Source organism: Streptomyces marokkonensis (assembly GCF_008312835.1).
Lineage (GTDB): Bacteria > Actinomycetota > Actinomycetes > Streptomycetales > Streptomycetaceae > Streptomyces > Streptomyces marokkonensis_A.
The window spans coordinates 107,601-133,534 of sequence record NZ_VSKS01000015.1 but is presented as its reverse complement, the minus strand read 5'-3'; the positions used below and the strand labels follow the sequence as shown (position 1 = coordinate 133,534).

Here is a 25,934-nt window from a genome sequence, read left to right as displayed (position 1 = left end):
GAGGGCCGGCGCGGCCGGTGCTTCGCGCCCGGGCCCTGTGGGTGGACCGGCGCACCCACCGCTACGGTGCGGCGGCGGCGGAGAGGCCGGACGCGGCAGGTGAGCGACCGGGCACGGCCGGGAGGCCGAGGACCATGGTGAGGCCGCCGCCCGGGGTGTCCTCGGCGTGCAGTGTGCCCCCCATGGCTTCGGCGAAGCCGCGGGCGACCGCGAGGCCGAGACCGACGCCGGTGCCGCACGGGGAGTCGCCGTAGCGCTGGAAGGGGGTGAAGATCCGCTCCTTGATCTCGTCGACCACGCCCGGTCCGCGGTCCACCACGCGCAACTCCACCCGGTCGGCGAGGGTACTGGCCGCCACCAGGACCGGTTCCCGCGACGGGGCGTACTTGACGGCGTTCTCCACGATGTTGGCGACCACCCGCTCCAGGAGTCCCTTGTCCGTGGCCACCATGGGCAGGCTCTCGGGGATGTCCAGGCCGACGGTCGACTCGGAGCCCGGGATGCCGGCCAGAGCCAGTGGAACCACCTCGTCCAGGTTCACCTCGCGAATGAGCGGTGTGACGGTTCCGGTCTGCAGACGGGACATGTCGAGCAGGTTCCCGACCAAGTGGGTGAGACGGTCGGCCCCCTCCTCGATCGCGGCGAGAAGTTCCGCCCGGTCGTGCTCGGTCCACTCCACGTCGTCCGAACGCAGTGAGGAGACGGATGCCTTGATGCCGGCGAGCGGAGTGCGCAAGTCGTGGCTGACCGCGGCGAGCAGGGCGGTGCGTATGCGGTTGCCCTCGGCGAGTTCCCTGGCTCGTTCGGCCTGTGACTGCAGCCGTTGCCGGTCCAGAAGGACGACGGCCTGCGCGGCGAAGGCCGCCAGGACACGGCGGTCGGAGGCGGGCAGCACCCGGCCGGACAGCACCAGCGCCGTGTGGGCGCCCACGTGGACGTCCACATCGCCGTCCTCGGGCCGTCCCGCGGGCCGCGTGCCGACGGAGCCCACACGGATCCAGGGCGCGGTGTCGTTCTGGCGCTCCACAAGGGCCGCGGAGTTCATGGCGAAGGTCTCCCGCACCTGTTCCAGAAGGCTCTCCAGGCTCGCCTCCCCGCCCAGCACGCTGCCGGCGAGGAAGAAGAGTGTCTCCGACTCCGCGCGCAACCGGGCCGCCTGTTCGGTGCGGCGCGCCGCGAGGTCCACCACGGACGCCACGGACACGGCGACTCCCACGAAAACCGCGATGGCGATGAAGTTCTTCGGGTCGGAGATGCTGAAGGTGTTGATCGGAGGGGTGAAGTACCAGTTGAGCAGCAGTGAGCCGACGGCGGCGGACACGAGGGCCGGCGGGCGGCCGCCCAGCAGCGCCGCCGTCACCGTCATCGTGAGGAACAACAGCACGTCGTTGGCCAGGCCCAGTTCGGGCAGCACGCTCTTGAACAGCAGAGTGAGGAGGACGGGACCGAGCACGCCGACGAGCCAGCCCGTCGCGGTGCGTAACGGGCTGAGACGGGGACGTCGGGCGGCTGACGCGCCGTGCTGCGTGTCCGCTTCGTCGTTCGGGACGAAATGCACGTCCAGATCCGGTCCGCAGTTCCGGGCGACGGTGGCGCCCACGGCTGGGCCGGACGCGTACGGCCGGCCCCTGCGGTGCGACAGTCCGAGGACGATCTGCGTGGCGTTCACGCCCCGGGCGAAGTCCAGCAGGGCGGTCGGGACGTCGTCGCCGACGACATGGTGGAAGGTGCCGCCCAGATCCTCGACGAGCGTACGCTGGACGGCGAGTTCCTCCGGCGTGGCCGAGGTGGGTCCATCGCTGCGGGACACGTGGAGGGCCAGTACTTCACCCCCGGCCCCGTTGCCGGCGAGGCAGGCGGCGCGGCGGATCAGCGTGCGCCCCTCGGGGCCGCCGGTCAGTCCCACGAGGATGCGCTCGCGCGAGCCCCACATGCCGGCGCCCTGATGCTCGCTGCGGTACCGCTTCAGGCACTCGTCGACCCGGTCGGCCACCCACAGGAGCGCCAGCCGGCGCAGAGCGGCGAGATTGCCGGGGCGGAAGGAGTTGGACAGGGCCGCGTCGACTTCGTCGGGCCGGTGGATGTGGCCGTGTGCCATCCGGCGGCGCAAGGCCTCCGGTGACATGTCCACCAGTTCGATCTGATCCGCCCGACGCACCACCCTGTCCGGCACGGTCTCCCGCTCGCGTACGCCGGTGATGGACTCCACGACGTCGCCGAGTGACTCCAGGTGCTGGATGCCTACGGTGGATATGACGTCGATGCCGGCATCGAGGAGTTCCTGCACGTCCTGCCAGCGCTTGGCATGGCGGGCACCGGGGAGGTTGACGTGGGCCAGTTCGTCGACGAGGGCGACCTCGGGGCGACGGGCCAGGAGCGCGTCCAGATCCATCTCCTCGTACGTGGTCCCCCCGAGCTCCAGCCGCCTGCGCGGAACCGCTTCCAGTCCACACGTCATCGCCTCGGTGCGCGGCCGGCCGTGATGCTTCACGAAGCCGATCACGCAGTCGGTACCGCGTTCCACCCGGCGGTGTGCCTCGGACAGCATGGCGTAGGTCTTGCCGACGCCGGGTGCCGCGCCGACGTAGATGCGAAGTCTGCCGCGTGCCATCGTCTCTTCTCCGCTCCAGCGGGGTCCGGGGGCTGCCCGGCCGGTCGGGACCGGGCCCTGTCCCGAAGCGAGGGCCCGTCAGGCACGATGATGAGGTAGGGGAAGAAGGGAGGGAAGAGCCTCCCGGGGCGGCGCGGTCGGCGGCGCACGTGCGCGGAGTTCGTGCATCCGCGGCGCCGTGGCACGGCGCTCCCGCACGGGACGCGCCGCACTCCGTGCCGACGGGCCACCGAATCAGGGTCAGCGCTCGCCCGCCTCGTACTGTTCCCGCCACTTGTCGATCAGCGCCGCCATCTCGCGCTGCATGAAACCGTAGAAGTCCTGCATCTCGTCCAGCCGACGGCCGACGGCGCTGTCACGGCCCGCCACCTTGAGGCCTTCGGCAGCAGCGTTCCACATGCTGTCGAGCAGTGCGTTCTGGTTGCCCATCAGGGTCGCCCACGCGTGCTCCCGGAAACGGTAGTGATCGCGGCGGCTGCCGGGTGCCGGCGCTCGCTCGATCATGCCCGTCGGGATCAGCTGGTTCACTGCGCCGGAGACCGCACCGCTGCTGATGTGCAGCTCCTTGCAGAGGTCGGCCGCCGTCATGGTCTGCTGCCGGCTGAACAGCAGGGCGGTCATGACACGAGCGGTGGTCCGCTGCATGCCGCTCTGGGCGAGCGTCAGCGCGAGGCGCTCCGCGCACTCGCGAAGTTGGGTGTCCCTCTCGTCCATCGATGCCCTCCTCTTGACGAGTTCTTAATCATACCGACCGCATCGAAAACTCAGAGCATTTACAGATCTCTGAACGTTCGATACGTTGCTGCTCATGGAGAACGTGATCGAGCTCCGGGAGCTCACCAAGACCTATGGCACGCGCCGCGGCCTGATCGACCTCAGCCTCGACGTTCGACAGGGCGAGGTCTTCGGGTACCTCGGCCCCAACGGGGCCGGCAAGTCCACCACCATCAGGCTGCTGCTCGACCTCATCCGCCCGACGTCGGGCCGGGCGTCGGTGCTCGGACTGCGGCCCCGGGAAGACGGTGTGGAATTGCGCCGGAGGGTCGGCTACCTGGCCGGCGACTTCGTCTGCGACGGTCGGCAGAACGTCCGCAGTTACCTGCGTTTCCTTGGTGCTCTGCGGGGAGGTGTGCCCCAGGCGCGCATCGACGAACTGGCCGAGCGGCTCGGTCTCGACCAGAGCACCCGGATCAAGAAGCTGTCCAAGGGCAACCGCCAGAAGGTCGGCCTCGTGCAGGCCTTCATGCACACGCCGGAACTGCTCGTCCTCGACGAGCCCAGCTCGGGGCTCGACCCGCTGGTACAGCAGACCTTCCTCGACATGGTGGCCGAGGCCCGCGCCGGGGGCCAGACCGTCTTCATGTCCAGCCACATCATGAGCGAGGTGGAGGCGGTCGCCGACCGCGTCGGCATCATCCGTGACGGCCGGCTCGTCGCCCTGGACACGGTGTCCAACCTGCGTACCGGCGCCGTCCGTGACATCGAGGTCACCTTCGCGTCGCCGGTGCCGCCGACGGCGTTCGCCGCGCTGCCGGGTGCCGACCGGCTCCAGCTGGATGCCGCCGGGACGACGCTGACCGGTCAGGTCTCCGGCAGTCCGGACGCCTTGATCAAGGCTCTGGCGCGGCACACCGTCACGAGCCTGCGCGCCACCGAACCCGCCCTCGAGGAACTGTTCCACAGCTACTACGCGGGAGCCGAGGCCGCGCCCCGCACGGAGACGGCACGCGCCGTCTGACGGCGCGTGCCGTCGTCGCCGGAGAACGTCACCGAAAGGACAAGGACCAACCGATGAGCGCCGCTATCCTCACCAAGTACCTCTCCGACAGCCGACGGAGCCTGACCGGCTGGGCGGTCGGGACGGCGGTGGTCGGCATGGTGTACGCCAGCACCTACCCGTCGCAGCGCGAGAACACCGCGAACCTCCCCGAGGCCCTGCGCGACGGCCTCAACATCGACCAGACCGCCGCGGGCTATCTGCACGCCAGCGTGTTCGGTGTCATCCTCCCCCTGCTCGCCATGATCTACGGGGTCACCGCGGGTACCCGCGCCGTGGCGGCCGAGGAGGAGGCCGGCCGGCTCGACCTGCTTCTCGCCCACCCCGTGACGCGTACCCAGGTCGCGGTCGAGCGCTTCGGCGCGCTGGTCGCGGGGGCGTTCGGCATCGCCTTCCTGGTGTGGCTCGGACTGCTGGTGATCCGCAACGGAGCCGAGCTGACGAGCGTCACCCCGGTGGAGTTCCTCGCCCAGTGCCTCAACCTCGCCCTGCTGGCGGTCTTCTTCGGGGCCCTGGCCCTCGGCCTCGGAGCGGCGGTCGGAAGCCGGACGGTCGTCCTGGTGACGTGTGCCGTGATCGGCGTCGTGTCCTACACCGTGCACACCTTCGCCGGCCAACTCGGGGCGGACTGGCTCGCCCACGTGTCGCCCCTGCACTACTACATCGGCGGCGAGCCGCTGCGGCACGGCTTCCAGTGGGCGGACGTCCTCGTCCTCCTCGTCACCTCGGGGCTGTTCTTCGGACTCGGCGTGCGCCGTTTCAACCAGCGGGACATCAACAGCTGACCCGGGGCGGACCCCGGTAGGGGCGCGGCTCTGGGGTGGGTGCTGGGGGAGACCCCAGTGTGCGCCCCGGGGCCTTCTCGCGAGGCTGCATCGACCGACCCTTCCTGCCAGGAAAAGGTGATGGGGTGTCCACGACAGACATCGAGATCCCGCCGCAGCCGAACGTGAACGACCCGGCGATCTACGACTGGTACCGCATGATGCGCGACGAGCATCCTGTCCACCGGGACCCCGCCACCGGGTGGTGGGTGGTGTACCGCTACGCGGATGCCCGGCATGTCCTCACCACGCCCGGTACCTACTCGTCCGAGATGCACCGGATGGGTTTTCCGGAATCCGGGCTGGAGAGTCTGCCGCAGATGGACCCGCCGCGGCACACCCGCGTGCGTCAGATTCTGAGCACGGCGTTCACCCCCGCGTCGATCGCCGCCTACGAGCCGCAGATCATACGGCTGACCCACGAGATCGTGGACGAGATCGCCGACCGCGACCAGGTGGACCTGGTCGCGGATCTCGCGTACACCGTCCCCATCGCCGTCATCCTCGAGATTCTCGGCCTGCCGGCCGAAGACCGTGTGCTCTTCTACGACTGGGCACGCAAGGTCATGAACGTGACCCCGGAGGAAATGGCCCAGGAAGGGTATCTGGAGGCGCTCGGAGAACTCCAGCAGGAAGCCGTTTCCTACCTGAGGGAGCGGGTGCGTGAACGGAAGAACAAGAATTCCGACGACATGCTCACGCGATTGGCCAACGCGGAACTCGACGGAGACCGGCTGACCGAGGACGAAACGGTCAACTTCGCTAATGTCATGTTCGCCGGCGGTCATATCAGCACGACCATGACCATCGCCAACGCGGTCGATCTGCTGGATCTCAACCCGGCCGCGCAGGCGGAGCTGCGCCAGAACCGTGCCCTGATCCCCCAGGCGGTCGAGGAGGTGCTCCGGCACCGGCCCCCGATCACCACCGGTCTGCGCGCGTCCACGCGGGAGGTGGAGCTCGGGGGTGTCACCATCCCGGAGAACCAGCACGTCGCGGCCAGTTTCTGCTCCGCGAACCGGGATGAGCGGCAGTTCCCCGACCCGGAGGCCTTCGACATCCACCGGCGCAGCGAGGGGCGTCACTTCGGCTTCGGCTTCGGCACGCACCACTGCATCGGCAACGCACTCGGCCGCCTGGAGACCAGGCTCGTCCTGAACGTGCTGTTCGACCGTTTCAAGGAGATGGCGGTCGACCGGAACGGCGATCTCGCCTGGGCCGTTCCCCCGCAGATGGTGGGTTTCGACAAGCTGCCGGTCTTCCTGCGGCCTGCCTGACAGCGCCGGAACGGATCGAGCCACCCCTTTTCGGTCATGATCGACGAGGGGTGGCCCTGTCATTCTCCGCCGCCTCGGCCAGAGGGGCCGCAGTCATTTTAACGGCTTCTTGACGCGGTCCGGCATAGGGTCACCTGTGGTGTCACGTGTTAAGTTCCGGTAGGTCCTGTCGGGTGCGGTGCTGTGAGGACGGGGATGTGTCACGGATGCCAAGATTGGAATAGTGGAGCCGCATATCCAAAAGGCGCACGATTCTTTTGCGCTTTCCCTTTCCTGGAATATTTCCGGTCTCTTCGACTTTCCATCAAGGGGTGCGGTACATGCGGCAGGATTCACTGCTTCTGCAACGTGATCGTGAAGTGGACCTCGTTCGGGCCGGTGTGCGCCAGGCGCAGGGCGGCGACGGCGCGGTCATCATGTTCGAGGGAAGTCACGGCGTGGGCAAGACCAGTCTGCTCGGCGCGGCGCGCCAGGAGGCGAGGAAGTCCGAGTTACAGGTGCTCCACGCCCGGGCGGGAGAACTGGAGCGGGGCTTCTCCTGGGTGGTGGTGCGTCAGCTCTTCGAGCACTGCCTCAACCCCGGGGACCGTACGCCCTGCGACGAACTGCTCGCCGGACCGGCCGCGCTCGCCGGCACCATCTTCGACTACGCCGACCCGGAACGGATCAGCGGACCGCCACAGGGGGACGCCGGACTCTACCGCGTCCTGCACGGCCTCTACTGGCTGTGCAAGAACCTCTCGTCGGCCGCCCCCGTCATGCTGCTCATCGACGACGCCCACCACGCCGACACCGCCTCCTTGAGGTTCGTCAACTACCTGGTCAACCGCCTGGAGGGCAGTGGCGTCCTGCTCGTGCTCACCCACGAGCCCGACGGGCCCGCCGCGGCGCAGGAACTGCTCCTCTCCGTCAGCCGGTCCCCGCTCGCCCGCCACACGGTTCTCGAACCGCTCGGCAGGGAAGCGGTACGCGAAGCGATCACCGTGCGGCTCGGCGGCCCCCCGCACGACGACGTGACGGCCGCCTGCCTCGCCGCCAGTGACGGAAATCCGCTGCATCTCATGGAACTGCTCGACGAGATGAGCCGGCGCGGCATCGCACCGGAGCAGTCCGCCGCCGACGCGGTCCCGGGCCTCACCCCCGCGCGTATCGCCAAGGAGGTGACGCGCCTTCTGCACCGCCTGCCGCCGTCCGCGCGGTCCCTCGCCGACGCGGTGGCCGTACTCGGTGGCGACGCCGATCCCGGCCACTGCGCGGCGGTGGCCGCGCTGGACAACGACGACGTGCTGCTGGCGGCGGACGCCCTGCGCGCGGCCGACATCCTCGAGCCCGGGGTGCCGTACGCCTTCCGGCGCCCCGTCGTGCGGCAGATCGTGTACACCCGGATGTCCTCCCAGGCCCGCAATGACAGCCACGGCCGGTCCGCCCGCTCGCTGCACGCCGCGGGTGCCGATCTGAGCACGGTCGCCGAGCACCTGTGCCGCACCGAGCCCGGCCGTGACCCCTGGACGGTCAGGACCCTGCGGGCCGCCGCGGTCGAGGTGATGCGCCGGGCCGAGGCGGCGAAGGCGACCCGGTACCTGCGCCGCGCCCTGGCCGACTTCGCCGCCGAACGCGACCCCTGGATACTGGGGCAGCTGGGATCGGCGGAGTTGCGGGCCCGGCAGGTCTCGGCGATCGAGCACCTCCGCGAGGCGCTGCGCCGCACACACGACTCGGTCGTCAGAAGCCGCCTCCGCCTCGAACTCGGGCTGGCGCTGACCGCGTCCGCCCGCTACCAGGAGGCGATCGCCCTGCTGGCGAAGGCGGGCACCACGGGCCCGGATCCCGCCCTCACCCGGTCCACGGAGAGGACCGCCCGCACCGCCGCGGCAGTGGTGGCCCGCATCACTCCGGGGCACCGCGGGGCCGTTCCGCGGATCGCCGTCACCGTGCCGCGGTCCCACGCGGCCATAGAGGCGCTGTCGCGCGGGCATCCGTCCCACCGCGTGGCCCGGCTGGCGGCCGCGGCACTCGCCGACGGCACACCGCCGTGCGAGGAGGACACCGAACTGACGGACGCCGTGGTCGCGGCGTGGGCCCTGAACCAGTGCGACGGCGCCGAACCGGCGGAGCGCGTCCTGCGGGACGCCGCGCACAAGGCCTTCGACGCGGGGCAGTTGCTGGCTTCGGCCACCGCGTGGAGCGTGCTCGGCGGGGTACTGCTGGACACCGGGCGGCTGACGGAGGCCGAGGAGGCCGCGCGACAGCTGCTGCGGCAGCAGGACGAGCGTTCGCTGATGCTCGCGTGCGTACCGCTGGCCGCCGCGGTCCTCACCCACTGCCTCGTGGAGACGGGCCGTCCGCGGGAGGCGGAGGAGATGCTGCGCGCCAACGGCCTGACCGGTGCCCTGCCGCAGACGGCCCTCTCCGTGCCGCTGCGGATCGCGCGCGCTCGCCTGAGCATCTGCCAGGACCGCTTCGAGGCCGGACTGCGCGAGCTGGCCGAGTGCCGGGAGCAGGCGGGCCAGGAGGGCTGGCTGTATCCGTCCGCCTTCTGCGACTACCTGTCGGACGCCACCAAAGCCCTCTCCATCACCACCGGTCCACGAGCGGCCCGCAAGCTCGCCGTCGACGTCACCGAACGCGCCCGGGCCTTCGGAGCCGCCCGGCCGCTGGCCGCCGCTCTGCGCACCCAGGGCGAGATCGTCGGGGGAGAGGAAGGCCTCGACATGCTGGAACACGCCGATCGCCTCCTCCTGCCCACGTCCTACCGGCTGGAGCGGGCGCGCGTACTCGTCGCGCTCGGCGCGACACTGCGGCGTCAGGGGCGGCGCGGTGCCGCCCGGCGACGTCTCAAGGAGGGCATGGACCTGGCGCACGGCATCGGCGCGTCCGTGCTGGAGGCCACCGCCTCCGCCGAACTCCGCCTCGCCGGCGTGCGGCAGATCAGGAGCGGACAGCAGCAGAGTGCGCCGCTGACGCCCGCGGAGGAGCGAGTGGCGCACAAGGCGGCTGCCGGGCTCAGCAACCGGGAGATCTCGCAGGCGTTGTTCGTCACCGTCAAGACGGTGGAATGGCATCTCAGCCAGGCCTACGCGAAGCTGGGGATCGCGAAACGGGGCGAACTCTCCCGCGCCCTGACCGTCGGCCCGTCGCCGCGCGGTGACGGCATCTGCAATCCCGCCTGAACCGCCGACGGTCCGTCCCGCGCCACCACGGGCGCCTCCTTCAAGGGGGCGCCCGTCGCCGTACCCGGGCCCGCGTCAGCCGCACCCGGGCCCGCGCGCACGTCAACGGTCTCCGGCCACCCCGGACTGGGGTCGCTGCTGGGGGAGTTCCGGGGGCGCGCACGGGCTCCCGTACACCAGGCTTGCCGCCGGTCCCACCGGGCGAGCACCTTCCTGACCGCCCGCCGGGGCCGGCCACCAGCCGAATCGAAGGGCGGGACCGTGACCAGCACAACGGACAAGAGCTACGCCACCCTGACCAGTGCCGAACGGACGTTCGTGGACGAAGTGGCGCGGCACTACCACGAGGCGCACGGTGTGACCTGGGAGAAGGGCCGGGTCATGGCATGGATGATCATCAGTGACCCGATCGAGCAGACGCTGCCCCAGATATGCGCCGCGGTGGACGCCGCCCCGGAGGACATCGAGCAGCTCATCGAGCAGTTGACGCTCGCCGGTCTGTACCGGCGCATCGAGACGCCCGGCGAGGAGACCCGCTACCGGCTGGTCGACGACGGCTACCCCAAGGCGGTCTCCGACACCTTCGCCAGCTGGCCCGAGTACCACCGGATCTTCCAGTTCGGCCTCGAAGTCCTCGCCGACGCCGATGACTCCCGGCGCAAGCGGATCGCGGAGATCGAGGAACTCTTCGGGCACATCGTCGGCGACCTGGCGGACATGTCCAGGCGCTGGGAGGAGCACCGCCGCACCACCGCCGTCTGACCGCCCGCCGGACACACCCCGAGGAGAGCGCACCATGACCGAGCAGACCGCTCCCACCACCCTGTCCGAGGGCGAACACGCCTTCGTCGAGAAGGTCGCCCAGTACTACTTCGAGAACGACGGAATGCCCCACGACCGCGGACGGGTCGTCGGCTTCATGATGATCTGCGACCCGCCGGAGCAGACCGCCGCCGACATCGAGAAGGCACTCGGCGTCCCCCGTGCCGCGATCGACCGCATCGTCGACCAGCTGACCCCGGAGAACGACCCGGTCAGCGTCTTCGAGCGCACGGGATCACTGCAGGAGAACTACACGATCCGGCTGCGTGAGAACAGCTGGGGCCCGAAGGTCCGGGGCATCTTCTCCGAGTTCCCCGACTTCCACCGCGTCGCCGCCGACGGGCTCGCCGCCCTCAGGTCCGAGAACCTGCCCGAGGAGCGCCTGAAGCGGCTGGCCAACATGGAGCGTTTCCTCGGCTTCGTCAGCGCCGAGATGCCCGCCATCCTCGAGCGCTACGAGCAGCGCAAGGCCGGCACCGCCGGCTGACCCGGTCTTTCGCCGGAGCCGGCGAGAACCGGCCCGGCCGCGGGGCCCGGACACCGGGGCCGCACACCACAAGCGGCCCACCACGGCACGTACAGGACGGGGCACAGATGACCACATCGCTCGTGCGGGCCGACCGGACGGCCGGGGAAACCGGCCGCATCGGCGCGGAGGACCTCGGCAGCGCGTCGTTCCGCACCGGTCACGGTGTGCGCTACGCGTACGCCGCCGGCTCGATGTACAAGGCGGTGGCGTCCGAGGAACTGGTCGTCCGGATGGGCCGGGCCGGCCTGCTGGCCTACTTCGGGGCGGGAGGCCTGCGCGCCGACCGGGTCGTCGCCGCCGTCCGGCGCTTCGAGCGGGAGATCGGTGACGGCCCGTGGGGGGTCAACCTGCTGGCGTCGCACGAGAACCCCGCCAAGGAGCAGGAACAGGTGGAGCTGTTTCTGCGGCACCGGGTCCCCCGGGTCGAGGCGGCCTCGTTCATCGTCCCGACCCGGCCCCTGGTCCAGTACCGGGTCAGCGGCCTGAGCACGGCACCCGACGGCTCCGTCCGCATTCCGCACCGGGTCATGGCCAAGGTGTCGCGGCCCGAGGTGGCGCAGCACTTCCTCGAACCCCCGCCGCGCCACCTCGTCGACGCCCTGCTGGCGGACGGTGCCGTCACCGCCGAGGAGGCCGCACTCGCGGAGCGGATCACCCTCGCCGACGACCTGTGCGCCGAGGCCGACTCCGGCGGCCACACCGACCAGCGCCAACTGGTGGTCCTGCTGCCCGACATGGTGCACCAGCGGGACCGGGCCGCCGCACGGTTCCCCGCGGCCGCGCGGGTCCGGGTCGGGGCGGCGGGCGGACTGGGAGTACCCGAGGCCGTGGCGGCCGCGTTCGTCCTGGGCGCCGACTTCGTGCTCACCGGCAGCATCAACCAGTGCACCGCCGAGTGCGGTACCAGCGAGCGCGTGAAGGACATGCTCCAGCAGGCCGAGGTGCACGACATGGCCGTCGTCCCGGCCGGCGACATGCTGGAAACCGGCGCCCGCGCCCAGGTACTGCGCCGCGGCCTGTTCTACCCGGCGCGCGCCAACAGGCTCTACGAGCTGTACCGCCGCCACGACTCGATCGAGGACCTCGACGAACGCACCGCCGAGCAGCTCCAGCGCCGCTACTTCCGCCGGACCTTCGACCAGGTGTGGGAAGAGACCCGCGCCTACTACGCGCAGGCCAATCCCGCGTCGCTGCACCGCGCGGAGCAGGATCCCAAGCACAAGATGCTGCTGATCTTCAAGGCCTACTTCGTCCAGTCGATCCGGCTCGCCATGAGCGGTTCCGAGGAACACCAGGTCGACTACCAGATCAACTGCGGCCCCGCGCTCGGCGCCCTCAACTCCCGTCTGCGCGGCACGCCGCAGGAGCACTGGCGGGCACGCCACGTCGACGAGCTGGCCGACCTGCTGATGCGGGGCGCGGCGGACGTCCTCACGCAGCGGCTGGTACGCCTGACCACCGCCACACCCCCCGGGAGCCGTTCGTGACCGTAGCCCACCTCTTCGCCGGACAGGGGTCCCAACGGGTCGGCATGGGAGCCGAACTGCTGGCGTCGTACCCCAACCTGGTCCGCCAGGCGGACGCCGCGCTCGGCTACTCGATCTCCGACCTGTGTCTGAACGGTCCGGCGGAACGCCTGTCGGACACCCGCTTCACCCAGCCCGCCGTGTACGTCGTCGACACCCTCGCCTACCTGGACTCGGTGCGCCGCACGGGCGTCATCCCCGACGTGGTGGCAGGTCACAGCCTCGGGGAGTACGCCGCGCTGTTCGCCGCGGGGGCCTTCGACTTCCGCACCGGCCTGGAGATCGTCGCGCGGCGTGCGGAACTCATGGCCGACGCCGGGCCGGGCGCCATGGCGGCGGTGATCGGCCTGGCCGAGGACGCGGTGCGGGACGTCCTGGCCGCGGAGAACCGGGACGTCGACATCGCGAATCTGAACGCCCCCGACCAGATCGTCGTCTCGGGGACGCCCGAGGACGTGCGCGAGGTCTCGAAGCCGCTGTCGGAGCGGGCGAGCGCGGTCGTCCCGCTCGCCGTGAGCGGGGCCTTCCACTCGCGGCACATGCGCCCGGCGGCCGAACGCTTCGCGCGGTTCCTCGGGGGATACGTGTTCGGGCGGCTGAAGATCCCCGTCATCGCCAACACGACCGCCCGGCCCTACGGCGACGGCGACGTACCCGAGCTGCTCTGCCGACAGCTGTGGTCGCCCGTCCGGTGGACCGAGACCGTACGCCACCTGCTCGCACAGCCCGCCTCCGATCTGCGTGAGATCGGCCCGGGCAACGTGCTCACCGGCCTGACCGGACGTATTCGCGCGGCGGAGGCCGCGGCGGCGCGCAACTGACGGACCGCGGGGTCGAGGACCCGACGCAGGCGGTGCCGAGAAGCGGACTGGAGGAACAACGGCGCATGAAGCCCAACGTTGTCACGGGTGACTTCCGCGTCACACGAGCTGATGTCACGGCCTTCGCGGAGGCCGGCGGAGACAGGAGCCCGTTGCACGTGGACGAGGCCTATGCCCGTCGGACACCCTTCGGGCAGCCGGTCGCCCACGGGGCACTGTGCGTGCTCCAGGCACTGGCCCTGCGCCCCGTCCCGTCGGGGTCGAGCCTGGTACGGCTGCGCGCGCGGTTCGCCGGACCCGTCTACCCGGACCAGGTCTACCGATGGGAGGCGCACGGCGACCCGGACGGCTCCGCCGGCACCGTGCGGGTCCTCGACGGCCGGCGCGTCCTGGCCGAGATCGAGGTCCGGTACGGGCAGGGAGCCGTGCACGCGGCGCCGGCCAGATCCGCGCGGCGACGGTTCGCCGTCGAGGCCGCGGACCTCACGCCGGACGCGCTGGCGGCCGGTACGGAGCTGGGCGTCCGCTACCGCCCCGACTGGCCGGCGCTGGGCCGCTTCGTCGACGACCGGGGTCTCGCAGGCCGGGGGGTCGGCGTGGAGCACGCGGCCGTGCTGGCCTGGGCGAGCCAGCTCGCCGGGATGGAGGCACCCGGCCGCGCCGCCCTGGTCGCCGGGATCGACGCCGACTTCGAACCGCGCCCCGCGAGGCGGGCGTTCGCCGCGCGGGCGGTGCTCGTCGACGTCGACCCGCGCTACCGCTCGGTGCGGCTGACCGGTGACGTGACGGCCGGGCACACCGCGGCACGTGTCGAGGTCCGCGCCTTCGCCCGGCGCGGGGCCAGGGCACCCGACCCGGACCGTCTGCGACTTCTGCTCGGGCAGGACCGCACCGGCGTCCGGCCGCTGGAAGGCCGGACGGCCGTGGTGTGCGGCGGCAGCCGCGGACTCGGTGCCGCACTCGTCCAGGCCCTGGCCCTGGCCGGAGCCGCCGTCCACGTGGCCTACCGCGACAGCGCGGCCGAGGCGGAGGCGCTCGTCGCCGCGCTCGGCCCGGACGGCGGCCGCGTCCACCTGCACCGCGGAGACGTGGGGGACCCCGCCTGGTGCACCGAGCTGCGGCGGGCCGTCCACGACCGGAGCGGACCCGCCGACCTGGTGATCCTCAACGCCGGGCCGCCCGCCCGCCCGATGGACGTGCATCCGGACACGGTCGCACGCTCCGGTGAGCACGTGGCGGAGGCGATACGCCTGACCCAGGCGCCCCTCGCCGCGTTCACCGGTCACCTGGCCGCCGGCGGTCTGGTCGTCGCCGTCTCCTCGGCCTACGCGCACACTCCGCACCGCGGCCTGTCCCACTACACGGCGGCGAAACGAGCGGTGGAAGGTCTCACGGAAGCCGCTGTCGCCGACGGCTCCGGCCTTGCGGCGCTGATCGTCCGGCCACCTCGGCTGGCCACCACCTTCGCCGACAGCGTGGCCGACGACACCGCCCTCGACGTCGAACCCGTGGCCGCCGCCGTCACCCGCGGCATCGTCGCCGGAGTCGCCGCGGGAACGACCCGGGTGCTGTCCGACTTCACGGAGCCTGGCGCAACGGGCGTGGCACACGGGCCGCAGTCGCCGGATGCGCCGGACGCGGAGGACGAGCCCGGCCGTGTGGAGACGGGCGGAACCGGCGCGCGGGCCGCCCGGGCGGGAGAGCCGACGGGCAGCCTCGTGGTGGCGGCCACCTTCACCACGGACCCGCTCCACCCCTCGCTGGCCCACTGGTGCGAGCGGCTGGGCCTCGACCTGGCCGTGAGGCCGGCCGCGTACGGCCAGGTGTTCCAGGAACTCCTCGACCCCTCCGGCGTGTTCGCGGCCAACCGGAGCGGCTGCAACGTGGTCCTCGTACGCGTCGAGGACTGGCCGGAAGGGCCCGAGGGCGAACGCACCGTCGACGAGTTCTGCGCCGCGGCGCGCACGGCCGCGGCGCGCCTGTCCGTGCCGCTGCTCGTCGCCCTGTGCCCGGCCTCGCCCCCGGCTCTCGCCCGCCGTGGAACGGCCGTCGAAGCCCTCGGGGAACGGCTGCTGCACGCGCTGGACGGGGTCGGTGGAGTGCACGTGACCCGGCTGTCGGACCGCGGCGACGGCCACTGGGTGCCCGACCACCACGACGCCGCACGGGACGAGCACGCGCACATCCCCTACACACCCGAGGCGTGCACCGCCCTGGGCACCGCGGTGGTCCGCGGCGTGCACGCGTTGCTCGCCCGCCCGTACAAGGTGCTCGTCCTCGACTGCGACAACACCCTGTGGCGCGGAGTGTGCGCGGAGGACGGCCCGCTCGGGGTCGAGCTGGGAGAAGCCCACCGCCGCCTCCAGGAGTGGGCCGTGCGCCGGCACGACGAAGGCGTACTCGTCTGCCTGGCCAGCAAGAACGCCGCGGAGGACGTCGACGAGGTGTTCCGGCTGCGCCCGGAGATGCCGCTGAGGCCCGGGCACATCGCGGCCCGCCGCGTCGACTGGAACACCAAGGCCGCCAACATCGAGGCGCTCGCCCGTGAACTCGGCGTCGGCCTCGACTCGTTCGTCTTCCTCGACGACAACCCGGTCGAGGTGGCCGCCGTCCGCGCGGCGACGCCTCAGGTCCTCGCGCTGCGCATGCCTGAGGCCGAAACCGACTGGGACGCCTTCCTCGGCCGGTTGTGGGCCTTCGACCGGACCGAGGTGACCGAGGAGGACCGCCGGCGCACGGAGATGTACCGTGCGGCGCGGCACCGGGAGGAAGCCCGTGAGGCGGCGCCGTCGCTGTCCGGCTTCATCGAGGGACTCGGCCTGCGCGTCGACGTCCACGAGGCCCGCGACGGCCAGCTGGCCCGCGTCGCCCAGCTCACCCAGCGCACCAACCAGTTCAACCTCGCCCCGCTGCGCAGGACCGAGGCGGAACTCCGCGCCCTGCTCGCCGCAGGCGCGCGGTGCTGGGTGGCCGAGGCCGCCGACCGCTTCGGTGACTACGGACTCGTCGGCGCCGCGGTCACCCGGGAAGCGGGCGAGGGGGTCGTGCTCGACACCTTCCTGCTGAGCTGCCGGGTCCTCGGACGCGGTGTGGAGCACGCGTTCCTGTCCGCCGTCGCCCGGGCCGTCACCACCGAGTCGGGCCCCGCGGTGCTGACCGCACGGCACCGCGCGACCGACCGTAACGCGCCCGCCCGCGCCTTCTTCCGGGCGGCCATGGGGGAGGCCGAGGACCAGCAGCCCGGAGCGGACGGGACATGGCTGCACCGGGCGCCGCTCGACCGCCTGGCCGGGCTGGTGTTCCGGCCCGACGACGCGCCGGAACGCGAGGACACCGAGGTGAAGGGCCGCACCGCGCCCTCCGGCGGCGACCGTGCCGGGGACGCCGCCCGGCGTGCCGCACTGGCTCTCCTGGCGACCGGACTGACCGACGCGGCGGCACTCCACCACGCGGTCACGGGTGAGCCGTCCGCCGATGAAGCGTCCGCCGCGCCCCCTGCCGGCCCGGACGACCACACACCGGGCGCTCCCGATCCGTTCGAGGCCGTGCGGGCGGTGGTGGCCCGGGTCAAGCGGATGTCCCCGGCCGAACTCGCCCCGGACACCACCCTGGAGTCCCTGCGACTGGAGTCCCTCGAGATCGTCGATGCCACCGTCGCCCTGGAGCAGGACTTCGGGCGGCTGCCGAAGACGCTGTTCTTCGAGCACCGCACGCTCGGATCCGTCGCCCGCTCCCTGGCCCCCTCGGCCACCGGGCGCGCGGCGGCGCCCACCGCACTCCCCGCGCCCGCGGCGGAACCGTCCCACGCGCGGGCCGACGCGCCGGCCCGGGCCCACGGCGCCGCCACCCCGTCCGACGACGGCATCGCCGTCGTCGGCATCGCGGGCCGCTACCCCGGAGCGGACGACATCGCCCAGTTCTGGGAGAACCTGAAGGCGGGCACCGAGTCGCTCAGCGACGTCGCCGTCCGCTGGGAGCGCCGGGACGTCGTCGACCCGCGCGGTGGCCCCGCCCGTACCTACAGCTCTTCCGGCGGACTCATCGACGGCGTCGACGAGTTCGACGCCCTGTTCTTCCAGCTCGCCCCCAGCGAGGCCGAGACGATGGACCCGCAGCAGCGTCTCTTCCTCCAGACCGCCTACCACGCCGTGGAGGACGCCGGACACACCCCCGCGGACCTGGGCCGAGACGTCGGCGTCTACGTCGCCTCGATGGGGCCGGACTACGCCGTGCTGAGCGCCAACGCGGCCCTGGACGGCGACAGCCGGTACCCGAACAGCGACCTCTACCAGATCGCCAACCGGGTCTCGTACTTCATGGACTTCACCGGACCCAGCATCGCGGTCGACACGGCCTGCTCCGGATCCGGCGTCGCCCTCCAGCTCGCCTGCGACGCGATCCGCGCCGGGACCGTCTCGGCCGCCCTCGCCGGCGGAGTCAACCTCATCCTGCACCCCGCACGGCGCATCCAGTACGCGCAGCTCGGCATGATCTCCCGGTCCGGCCGGTGCAGGCCCTTCGGTGCCGGCGCGGACGGCATGGTGACCAGCGAGGGCGTCGGCGCCGTGCTGCTGCGGCCGCTGCGCGACGCGCTCGCCGACGGTGACCACGTCTACGGAGTGATCAGGGCGATCGGAGCCAACAGCGACGGACGCACGAACGGCTTCACGGTCCCCAGCCCGCAGGCGCAGGCCGACCTCGTCGAGGGGACCCTGCGCCGGGCGGGCACCGATCCGTCCGCCATCGGCTACGTCGAGGCCCACGGAACGGGCACTCCGCTGGGGGACCCCATCGAGATCCGGGGCCTGGGCCGGGCGTACGCCGGTGCCCGTCCCCCCGCGCCGATCCCCGTCGGCAGCGTGAAGGGAAACATCGGCCACACCGAGGCGGCGGCCGCCCTCGCCGGACTGACCAAGGTGCTCCTGCAACTGCGGCACCGCACTCTGGTCCCCTCCCTGCACGCGCGCCACCTCAACCCCGACATCGACTTCACGGCCACCCCCTTCCGCGTCCAGCAGTCCACGGAGGCGTGGCCGGTCACCCGCGACGGCGCCCCGCGGCGTGCCGCTCTCAGCTCCTTCGGCGCGGGAGGCGTGAACGTCCACCTCGTCGTCGAGGAGGCGCCGCCCTCCCGGTCGCCGGCCGTCCCGGCGTTCGCCGGGTCCGAACTCGTCGTCCTGTCCGCGCGCGACGAACAAGGGCTGCGCCGCACCTGCGCCCGGCTGGCCACCCGGCTGCGCACCGCAGGACCCGAACTGCGCCTGACGGACGTGGCGTTCACCCTGCGGCAGGGGCGCGAGCACTTCGACACCCGTCTGGCCCTCGTGGTCACCGGTCTCGACGAACTGGCGGACCGTCTGGAACGGCTCGCCGGGCCGGGCGGGGACCTGCGGGCGGCGGTACGGGAGACCACCGGTGCGACGCTGGGCCGGCTCGACGACGGGAACCGTCTCGACGACGTCTTCGACGGCGCCCCCGACACCACCGATGTCCTGCGGGCCCTCGCCGACCGCGGCGAACTGGACAAGCTCGCCCGGCTCTGGTGCCGCGGCGCCCGGCTGGACTGGCCTCGGGTCCTGCCGTCGGCCGGCGCCCGGCGGGTGCCGCTGCCCGGTTATCCGTTCGCCCGCACACGGCACTGGCTGCCCCGGCCCGGAACCGCGCCCCGTCCGGTCACGCGGCCGGCCCCGGCCGGCCCGGTCCGGCGCGCCGCACTGCATGTCCCCGGCTGGGTCCCGGCATCCGCGGCGGTACCCCGGCAGGACGCCAGGGTGATCGTCGTCGGCGGCGCTCCCGGCTGGTCCGAGGACGCGGACCACCGGGTGGAGCGTCCGGACGACGTGCCCGGACCGGCCGGCGGTGACCGCCACACGATCGTCGTCGACCGCCGCGGCCTGGACCGCGCCGCCGAAGACCCGGCCGCGCGGCTGCGGGAGGCGGCGGACACACTCGACGCCCTCACGGCCCTCGCCCACGAAGGCCGGCCCCTCACTTATGTCACCCTGGCCCGGCCCGACCGGGACGATCCCGCGACGGCCCTGGTCACCGGCTTCGGGCGGGCCCTGGAGCAGGAGGTGCCCGGCTTCCGGTCGGTGCGCATCGAGACCGGTGCCGGCGAACCCGCACTGCCGCACGTCCTGTCCCTCGCCGCCACGGGCGCGCCGGAGATCAGGACCGACGGTCCCGGCCACCTCGTACGGGCCTGGTCCGGGGCCGCGGACCCCGCCGGACGGACGCCGCCCCTCCGCAGGGGCGGGCACTACCTCGTCACCGGAGGCGGCGGGGGAGTGGGGCGTCTGATCACCGCGCACCTGGTCGCGCAGTGGGAGGCCCGGGTGACCTGGGTGAGCCGCTCCGCTCCGGACGCCGTGCCCGACGGCGTGCGGTGGGCGCGCGCCGACGTGACGGACCCTGACGCCCTCGCCGAGGCGCTGTCGGCCGCCAGAGAGGCGTACGGACCGGTCAACGGCGTGTTCCACGCCGCCGGCGTCCTCAACGACGGTGCCGCCCGCACCCGCACCCCGGACGAGGTGCGCGGCGTGCTGGCACCGAAGACCTGGGGCTGCCTCGCCCTGGACGAGGCCACCGCCGACGATCCGCTCGACTTCTTCCTGCTGATGTCGTCGTTCGTCGGAACCCTCGGCAACGCCGGGCAGACGTCGTACTGCGCCGCCAACCGCTTCCTCGACGCGTTCGCGGAGCACCGCGCGTCCCTGGTGGAGCGGGGAGCGCGGTCCGGCCGGTCGGTGTCCGTGGCCTGGCCGCTGTGGAGCGACGGGGGGATGGAGATGCCGTCCGCCGTGCGCCGTCTGACGGAGACCACGCTGGGGCTCGCTCCGATCGACACCCCGGCCGCGATGGCCGCCCTGGAGGACGCGCTCGTCCTCGGCCACCCCCGTGTCTTCGTCGGTTCCGGCGACCAGGAGAAGATCGGCGCCGCGCTCGGTGGCCACCCGGCAGCACCGCGACCGGACGGCGGCACCCCCGTCGCGGCGACGCCTGACGGCGATCGGGCCCAGCTGCGCGACCTGCTGCGGGAGGAGGCCGCCGGCCTGGTGAAGATCCCGGCCGAACAGATCGGCGCGAACACCGAGTTCGGCGACTACGGTTTCAACTCCCTGCTGTTCACGGACTTCGCCAACCGTCTCAACGACCGGCTCGGGCTGGCGCTCACCCCGGTGGTGTTCTACCAGCACTCGACCATCGACGCGCTGACCTCGGCGCTGCTCGACCGTGCCGTACCCGCGCTCGCGGCACCGGCCGCGCCGACGGCACCGGCCGTACGTCCCACCGCGCCGGCCGGACCCGCCGCACCCGCTGCCGCCGTGGGCGGCACCCGCGCGGCGGCCCACGGCCGCGGGAAGCACGGCACGGCGCCCGCGGTCGCCGTCATCGGCATGGCGGGCCGTCTGCCGGGGTCGCCGGACCTCGACACCTACTGGACCCACCTGATCGAGGGCCGCGACCTCGTCGTCCCCGGGCCGGTGGAACGCTTCGGCGCCACCGTGCCGGCCGGCGGGTTCCTCGACGACGTCCTCGGCTTCGACGCGGAGTTCTTCGCGGTCTCACCCCGCGAGGCACGGCTGATGGACCCCCAGCAGCGGCTGTTCCTGGAAGCCGCGTGGCACGCCGTCGAGGACGCCGCGCTGCGCCCCTCGTCTCTCGCCGGCAGCCGTACCGGGGTCTTCGTCGGGGCGACTCTGTCCGACTACTCCGAACTGCTCGGCAGAGCGGGGGAGGAGGTCGCCGCCCACAGCATCACGGGACACGTGCAGAGCGTCATCGCCAACCGTCTGTCGTACCTGCTGGACCTGCGCGGGCCCAGCGAGGTCGTCGACACCGCCTGCTCGAGTTCCCTGACCGCGCTGCACCGGGCACTCGGCGCCCTCGAGGCGGGGGAGTGCGACCTGGCCGTCACCGGCGGCGTGAACGCCCTGTTCTCCCCGGCCTGGTTCGACTCGCTCGGCCAGGCCGGCATGCTCTCGCCGACCGGCCGGTGCTGGACCTTCGACGAACGGGCCGACGGTTTCGTACGCGGCGAGGGCGTGGGCGTGGTTGTCCTCAAGCCACTCGACCGGGCGCTGGCGGACGGCGACCCGATCCGTGCCGTCGTCCGGGGCAGTGCCGTGAACCACGGCGGCCGGGCGCACTCCCTGACCGCGCCCCGTCCCGAGGCGCAGGCCGAGGTCATCGGCGCCGCGTACGACAGGGCCGGAGTCGACCCGCGCACCGTCTCCTACGTCGAGACGCACGGCACCGGCACCCGGCTCGGCGACCCCATCGAGATCGCGGGGCTGATCGCCGCCTTCAGCCGTCCGGACGAGGAGGCCGACGGCCCCTGGTGTCACCTGGGAGCCGTCAAGGCGAACATCGGGCACCTGGAGTCGGCGGCGGGTATCGCCGGCCTGCTCAAGGTGCTGCTGGCCCTCTCCCACCGCACGCTGCCGCCGAACGCCGTGGGGGAGCGCGCCAATCCGCACCTGCGGCTCGAGGGCACTCCGTTCCGCGTGCTGCGCGAGGCCCGGCCGTGGCGGCCCGTCGACGGGTCCGGATCACCGCTGCCGCTGCGCGCCGGAATCAGCGCCTTCGGGTTCGGCGGGGCCAACGCCCATGTGGTGGTGGAGGAGCCGCCCGCCACAGCGGTACCCGCCGTCGCGGAGCCCGCCAGGTCCGCGGCCGGCCGCGAGCACGTTCTGGTGCTGTCAGCCCTCGACGAGGGCCGGCTGCGCGCCCACGCGCGGGTGCTGCGCGGCGAACTCCGGCGCGGACGGCACGCGTTCGCCGACCTGGCCCACACCTCACGGATCGCCCGCGATCCGATGCCCGCCCGGCTGGCACTCGTCGTTCCCGGCAGCTCCGAGGCCGTGGCAGCGCTCGACGCCTACCTCGACGGCGGTACCGCCCCGGGACTGTACACGGGTGCCGCCGAGCCCGCCGACGGCGGCACGGGCCCGCACGCGTCGGCCCGCCGCTGGGCGGCGGGCGAGGAGGTCTCCTGGCCGTCCGAACCGAACCTGCGCCGAGTGCCCTTCCCGGCCCGCCCCTTCGACCATTCGGTCCGGTACGGCCCGGGCACCTCCCCGGCGCCGGTGCCCGGCGGGGCCGCGTCGGCCACCGGCGCCGGCATGCCGCTTCCGGCGTCCTCGCGGCTCCTCGCGCGGACCTGGACGCCCGCGCCCGCGGTGACCCGTGCACGGCAGGGCCGGCCCCTCGTCGCCCTGGTGCTGGCCGGTGCGGAGGCCGGGCCCGGGCTGCCGGAGGAGCTGGCGGGCCTGGACGGACTCGACCCCGTCGTTCTGCGGGAGCCCTCACCCCTGCCGCTGCCGTGCGCGCGCACGGTGGAGGCCGCCCTCGACGACCGGGAAGGGACCCTGCGCGCGGCCAAGGAGAAACTGGCCGCCCACGGCCCGTTCGACGTGGTCGTCGACGTGGTCGACGCCCTCGCCTCCGCGGAAGGCCCGCCGCGCCACGCCGGCCGGCTGGCGCTGCTCCAGGAACTGCTGTCCCGGACCCGGGAGCACCCGGTCACCGTGATCCACGTGCGGCCGACGGCCGCGACCCGTTCCGCCGACCGGGGGAACGGCGTCCTCACCGCGGCACGCATGGCCGGGTGCGTGCGCGCCCTGGGCGCGGAGTACGCCGCCGTCACGGCCGTCACCGTCGAGTACGACGCGCTGCCCGAGGGGGTGCCCGGACCCGTGACCCTGGCCGCCGCCGAGATCGCCGCCGACCGCGCGGCGGGCGCGGTGACGGAACCGGCCGAGATCCGTTACGTCCTCGGGTCGCGCCGGGTGGGCGCGCTGGAGCCGGTCGCGGCACCGGCCGCCGGGCACGCCGGACGCCTCGGTGCCTTCGCCGTGCAGGAGGACCGCCCCTACCTGATCACGGGCGGGACCGGAGGCCTGGGCCTGGCCGCGGCCGAACTGCTCGTCGCGCGCGGAGCCCGGCGGCTGGCCCTCACCGGACGCCGGGCACTGCCGCCCCGCGAGGACTGGCACCGCGCGGGCCCGGACGCCTGGTGGAAGACCTGCACGGACGCGATCAGCCGCATGGAGGCGGCCGGGGCGCGGGTCCTCGTCGGCCACGGCTCCCCGGACCGGCTTGCCGGGTTCCTCGACGAGGTGCGCACCGCCTTCGGCACACCCGCGGGAGTCCTGCACTGCGCGGGTGCCGTGTCCGCCACTCCCGCCTTCGTGCACAAGGCCCCGCACGAGTTCGACCTCACGTGGGAGCCCAAGGGACCGGCCCTGGCCGCACTCGACCGGGCGCTCGGGAACGACGAGCCGGACTTCGTCGTGCTGTACTCGTCCGTCTCGGCACGGATGCCGCGGCTCGCCGTCGGCCTCAGTGACTACGCCGCCGCCAACGCCGCCCTCGACGACTACGCCGAGTTCGCCGCGGCCCGCGCCCGTCACCGGGGCAGCGCGACCCGCTGGCTCTCCCTCGCCTGGGGCAGCTGGTCGGGCATCGGCATGGGCGGGGTCACCACCCCCCGCTACGCCGAACTGGGGCTCGCCCCGATGAGCCCCGAAGAGGGACTCGCGCTCCTGGACGCCGCGCTGGCCGCACGCGAGCACGCCACGCTGGCCGCCGTCGTCACCACGGCCGCCGGGACCGGGAGCCCCGCCACCGCCGCACCGGCCCCCGGCCCGGCCGTCCTTCCGGGACCGGCACCGTCGGCGGGCCCCGGCACCGAGCGGCCGGCCGAAGACGACGCCGGTCTCGTCGACCGCTGCGCCGACCACGTCACGGCCGTCCTGGCCGAGGTGCTGGGCACTGCCCGCAGCCGCATCCCTCGCGATCGGCCGTTCGCCGACCTCGGCGTCGACTCGATCCTCATCGCGAGCATCGTCGTCCGGCTGGAGAGGGCCGCCGGGGCTCCCCTCGACCCGTCCGTCGTCCTGGAGCACCCCACGGTCGAACGGCTTGCCCGCCACCTGACCCGCGTCCATCACGAAGGCGTCGCCCGCTGGACGGCGGACCTCACCGCGGAGCAGCCGGCGCCGACCGCGACCGGCGACCCGGCCGGCGCCGCGGCGGCAGCGGACGCGCCGGGCACCCCGCCGTCCTCCGGAGCGGACCCCGTCGGCTCCGGGCCGCCCGGCGGCCCCCGCCCGGCGTCCTCGCCGCTCTCCGCGGGCGTGGCCGTCCCGGCGTCCGGCCCGGGCACCCCGCTGGCCGTCATCGGCATGGCCGGCCGGTTCCCCGGCGCCGCCGACACGGCGGCCTTCTGGGACCTGCTGCGTCATGGCCGGTCCGGCATCCGCGAGGTCCCGCGCAGCCGGTGGGACGTGGCCTCACGCTATTCGCCCGCGTACGCGCCCGGCATGAGCATCAGCAAGTGGGGCGGCTACCTCGACGGCATCGAGGACTTCGACGCCGGCTACTTCGGCATACCCGAGGCGGACGCCGCACACGTCGACCCCCTGATCCGGCTCTTCCTGGAGACGGCCGAGACGGCCGTCGCGGACGCCGGATACCGGGGCGAGGAGCTGAACGGCCGCGCGGTCGGGGTCTTCGTCGGCTCCGGCACCAGCACCTACGCCTCCCGCATCGCGGTTCCCGGCCGCAACACCGCGACCGGGCTGAACCAGAACTTCATCGCCGCCCACCTCGCCCACCTGCACGATCTGCGCGGCCCCAACCTCGTCGTGGACACCGCCTGTTCCTCGTCGCTGTCCAGCCTCCACCTCGCCCGGCAGTCCCTGCAGCTCGGCGAGTGCGAGATGGCGATCGTGGGCGGTGCCGACCTGCTGCTCGACGAGACGCCCTACCTCTCGCTCAGTGCCGCCCGTGCCCTGTCGCCGGACGGCAGGTGCCACGTCTTCGACGCGTCCGCCAACGGGTTCGTGCCCGGCGAGGGTGTCGGCGCCGTCCTCGTCAAGCCGCTGGCCGCCGCCCTCGCCGACGGTGACCGGATCCTCGCCGTGATCGAGTCGACGGCCATGAACAACGACGGTCGCACCATGGGCCTGACCACGCCCAGCCCCGACGCCCAGCAGGCGGTCGTCCGTGAGGCGCTGCGCCGGGCCGGGGCGGACCCGGCGAGTGTGTCGTACGTCGAGGCACACGGCACCGGGACCATGATCGGTGACCCGATGGAGCTGCGGGCACTGACGGGCGTCTTCGCCGAGGCCACCGACGAACTCCAGTTCTGCGGCGTGGGCAGCGTCAAGTCCAACGTGGGGCACCTGCTGATGGCGGCGGGCATGGCCGGTCTCCAGAAGATCGTGCTGTCCCTCCAGCACCGGCAGCTTCCGCCCACCCTGCACTGCGAACGCCCCAATCCGCGCTTCTCCTTCGAGACGTCACCCCTGCGCATCCAGGACCGCCTGGAGCCCTGGAGGCCCCGGCACGGAGTGCGCCGGGCCGGCCTGAGCGCGTTCGGATTTGGCGGAACCAACTGTCATGTGGTCCTCCGCGAGCCCGTGGGCCCCGAGGAGACCGGCAAGGCCCGACGTACGCCCCTGCCGCCGCCTGTGTTCCGGCGCCGCCGCCATTGGGCCGAGCGCGGCCCGGACGCCACCCCGCGCCCTGAGCCCCGTCCCCTGCTCGAGCTGGAGGAACTGATCTAGCC

The 25,934-nt window shown here is 73.0% G+C and carries 11 protein-coding genes; 9 read left to right on the top strand and 2 right to left on the bottom strand.

Translation table 11 applies throughout. From position 1 onward, the window contains the following. Window positions 1–61: 61 nt before the first annotated feature. Window positions 62–2,611 carry a DUF4118 domain-containing protein gene (locus F1615_RS24400; RefSeq protein WP_149551215.1) on the bottom strand — a complete coding sequence of 850 codons (2,550 nt, stop codon included), beginning with the start codon at window positions 2,609–2,611 and terminating at the stop codon, window positions 62–64. Between the two features lie 240 nt (window positions 2,612–2,851). Further along, window positions 2,852–3,325 (bottom strand): GbsR/MarR family transcriptional regulator, encoded by a 474-nt coding sequence (locus F1615_RS24395; RefSeq protein WP_149551214.1) that lies wholly within the window; start codon window positions 3,323–3,325, stop codon window positions 2,852–2,854. Window positions 3,326–3,419: 94 nt separating this feature from the next. Here F1615_RS24395 and F1615_RS24390 point away from each other — a divergent pair, with 94 nt between their 5' ends. From F1615_RS24390 to F1615_RS24350, 9 genes are all read left to right on the top strand, one after another. Beyond that, a complete protein-coding gene (locus F1615_RS24390) occupies window positions 3,420–4,349 on the top strand; it encodes an ABC transporter ATP-binding protein (RefSeq protein ID WP_149551213.1) in 930 nt (309 codons plus the stop codon). A 53-nt stretch (window positions 4,350–4,402) separates the two neighbouring features. Beyond that, on the top strand, window positions 4,403–5,173 hold the full coding sequence (locus F1615_RS24385; protein ID WP_149551212.1) for an ABC transporter permease subunit: 771 nt from the start codon (window positions 4,403–4,405) through the stop codon (window positions 5,171–5,173). 59 nt (window positions 5,174–5,232) lie between these two features. Next, on the top strand, window positions 5,233–6,489 hold the full coding sequence (locus F1615_RS24380; RefSeq protein WP_149551211.1) for a cytochrome P450: 1,257 nt from the start codon (window positions 5,233–5,235) through the stop codon (window positions 6,487–6,489). A 320-nt stretch (window positions 6,490–6,809) separates the two neighbouring features. Further along, entirely contained in the window at window positions 6,810–9,659 is a 2,850-nt protein-coding gene (locus F1615_RS24375) for an ATP-binding protein (protein WP_149551210.1), read from the top strand. A gap of 261 nt (window positions 9,660–9,920) precedes the next feature. Further along, entirely contained in the window at window positions 9,921–10,421 is a 501-nt protein-coding gene (locus F1615_RS24370; RefSeq protein WP_149551209.1) for a hypothetical protein, read from the top strand. A 34-nt stretch (window positions 10,422–10,455) separates the two neighbouring features. After that, complete coding sequence (locus F1615_RS24365; protein WP_149551208.1) at window positions 10,456–10,968, top strand: hypothetical protein; 513 nt, start codon at window positions 10,456–10,458, stop codon at window positions 10,966–10,968. 107 nt (window positions 10,969–11,075) lie between these two features. Then, the gene (locus F1615_RS24360; RefSeq protein WP_149551207.1) at window positions 11,076–12,497 is read left to right on the top strand and encodes a PfaD family polyunsaturated fatty acid/polyketide biosynthesis protein; all 1,422 of its coding nucleotides are present in this window, start codon (window positions 11,076–11,078) and stop codon (window positions 12,495–12,497) included. Continuing rightward, entirely contained in the window at window positions 12,494–13,357 is an 864-nt protein-coding gene (fabD, locus tag F1615_RS24355) for an ACP S-malonyltransferase (protein ID WP_208818393.1), read from the top strand. The genes F1615_RS24360 and fabD overlap by 4 nt, the downstream gene beginning before the upstream one ends. A 65-nt stretch (window positions 13,358–13,422) precedes the next feature. After that, on the top strand, window positions 13,423–25,932 hold the full coding sequence (locus F1615_RS24350) for an SDR family NAD(P)-dependent oxidoreductase (protein ID WP_149551206.1): 12,510 nt from the start codon (window positions 13,423–13,425) through the stop codon (window positions 25,930–25,932). The last annotated feature ends 2 nt before the right edge of the window (window positions 25,933–25,934 follow it).

Excerpts from the sequence above, each read along its gene's own strand:
- F1615_RS24375 (WP_149551210.1), top strand. The coding sequence starts at position 6,810 with ATGCGGCAGGATTCACTGCTTCTGCAACGTGATCGTGAAGTGGACCTC.
- F1615_RS24360 (WP_149551207.1), top strand. The coding sequence starts at position 11,076 with ATGACCACATCGCTCGTGCGGGCCGACCGGACGGCCGGGGAAACCGGC.
- F1615_RS24385 (WP_149551212.1), top strand. The coding sequence starts at position 4,403 with ATGAGCGCCGCTATCCTCACCAAGTACCTCTCCGACAGCCGACGGAGC.
- F1615_RS24390 (WP_149551213.1), top strand. The coding sequence starts at position 3,420 with ATGGAGAACGTGATCGAGCTCCGGGAGCTCACCAAGACCTATGGCACG.
- F1615_RS24395 (WP_149551214.1), bottom strand. The coding sequence starts at position 3,325 with ATGGACGAGAGGGACACCCAACTTCGCGAGTGCGCGGAGCGCCTCGCG.
- F1615_RS24350 (WP_149551206.1), top strand. The coding sequence starts at position 13,423 with ATGAAGCCCAACGTTGTCACGGGTGACTTCCGCGTCACACGAGCTGAT.
- F1615_RS24365 (WP_149551208.1), top strand. The coding sequence starts at position 10,456 with ATGACCGAGCAGACCGCTCCCACCACCCTGTCCGAGGGCGAACACGCC.
- F1615_RS24400 (WP_149551215.1), bottom strand. The coding sequence starts at position 2,611 with ATGGCACGCGGCAGACTTCGCATCTACGTCGGCGCGGCACCCGGCGTC.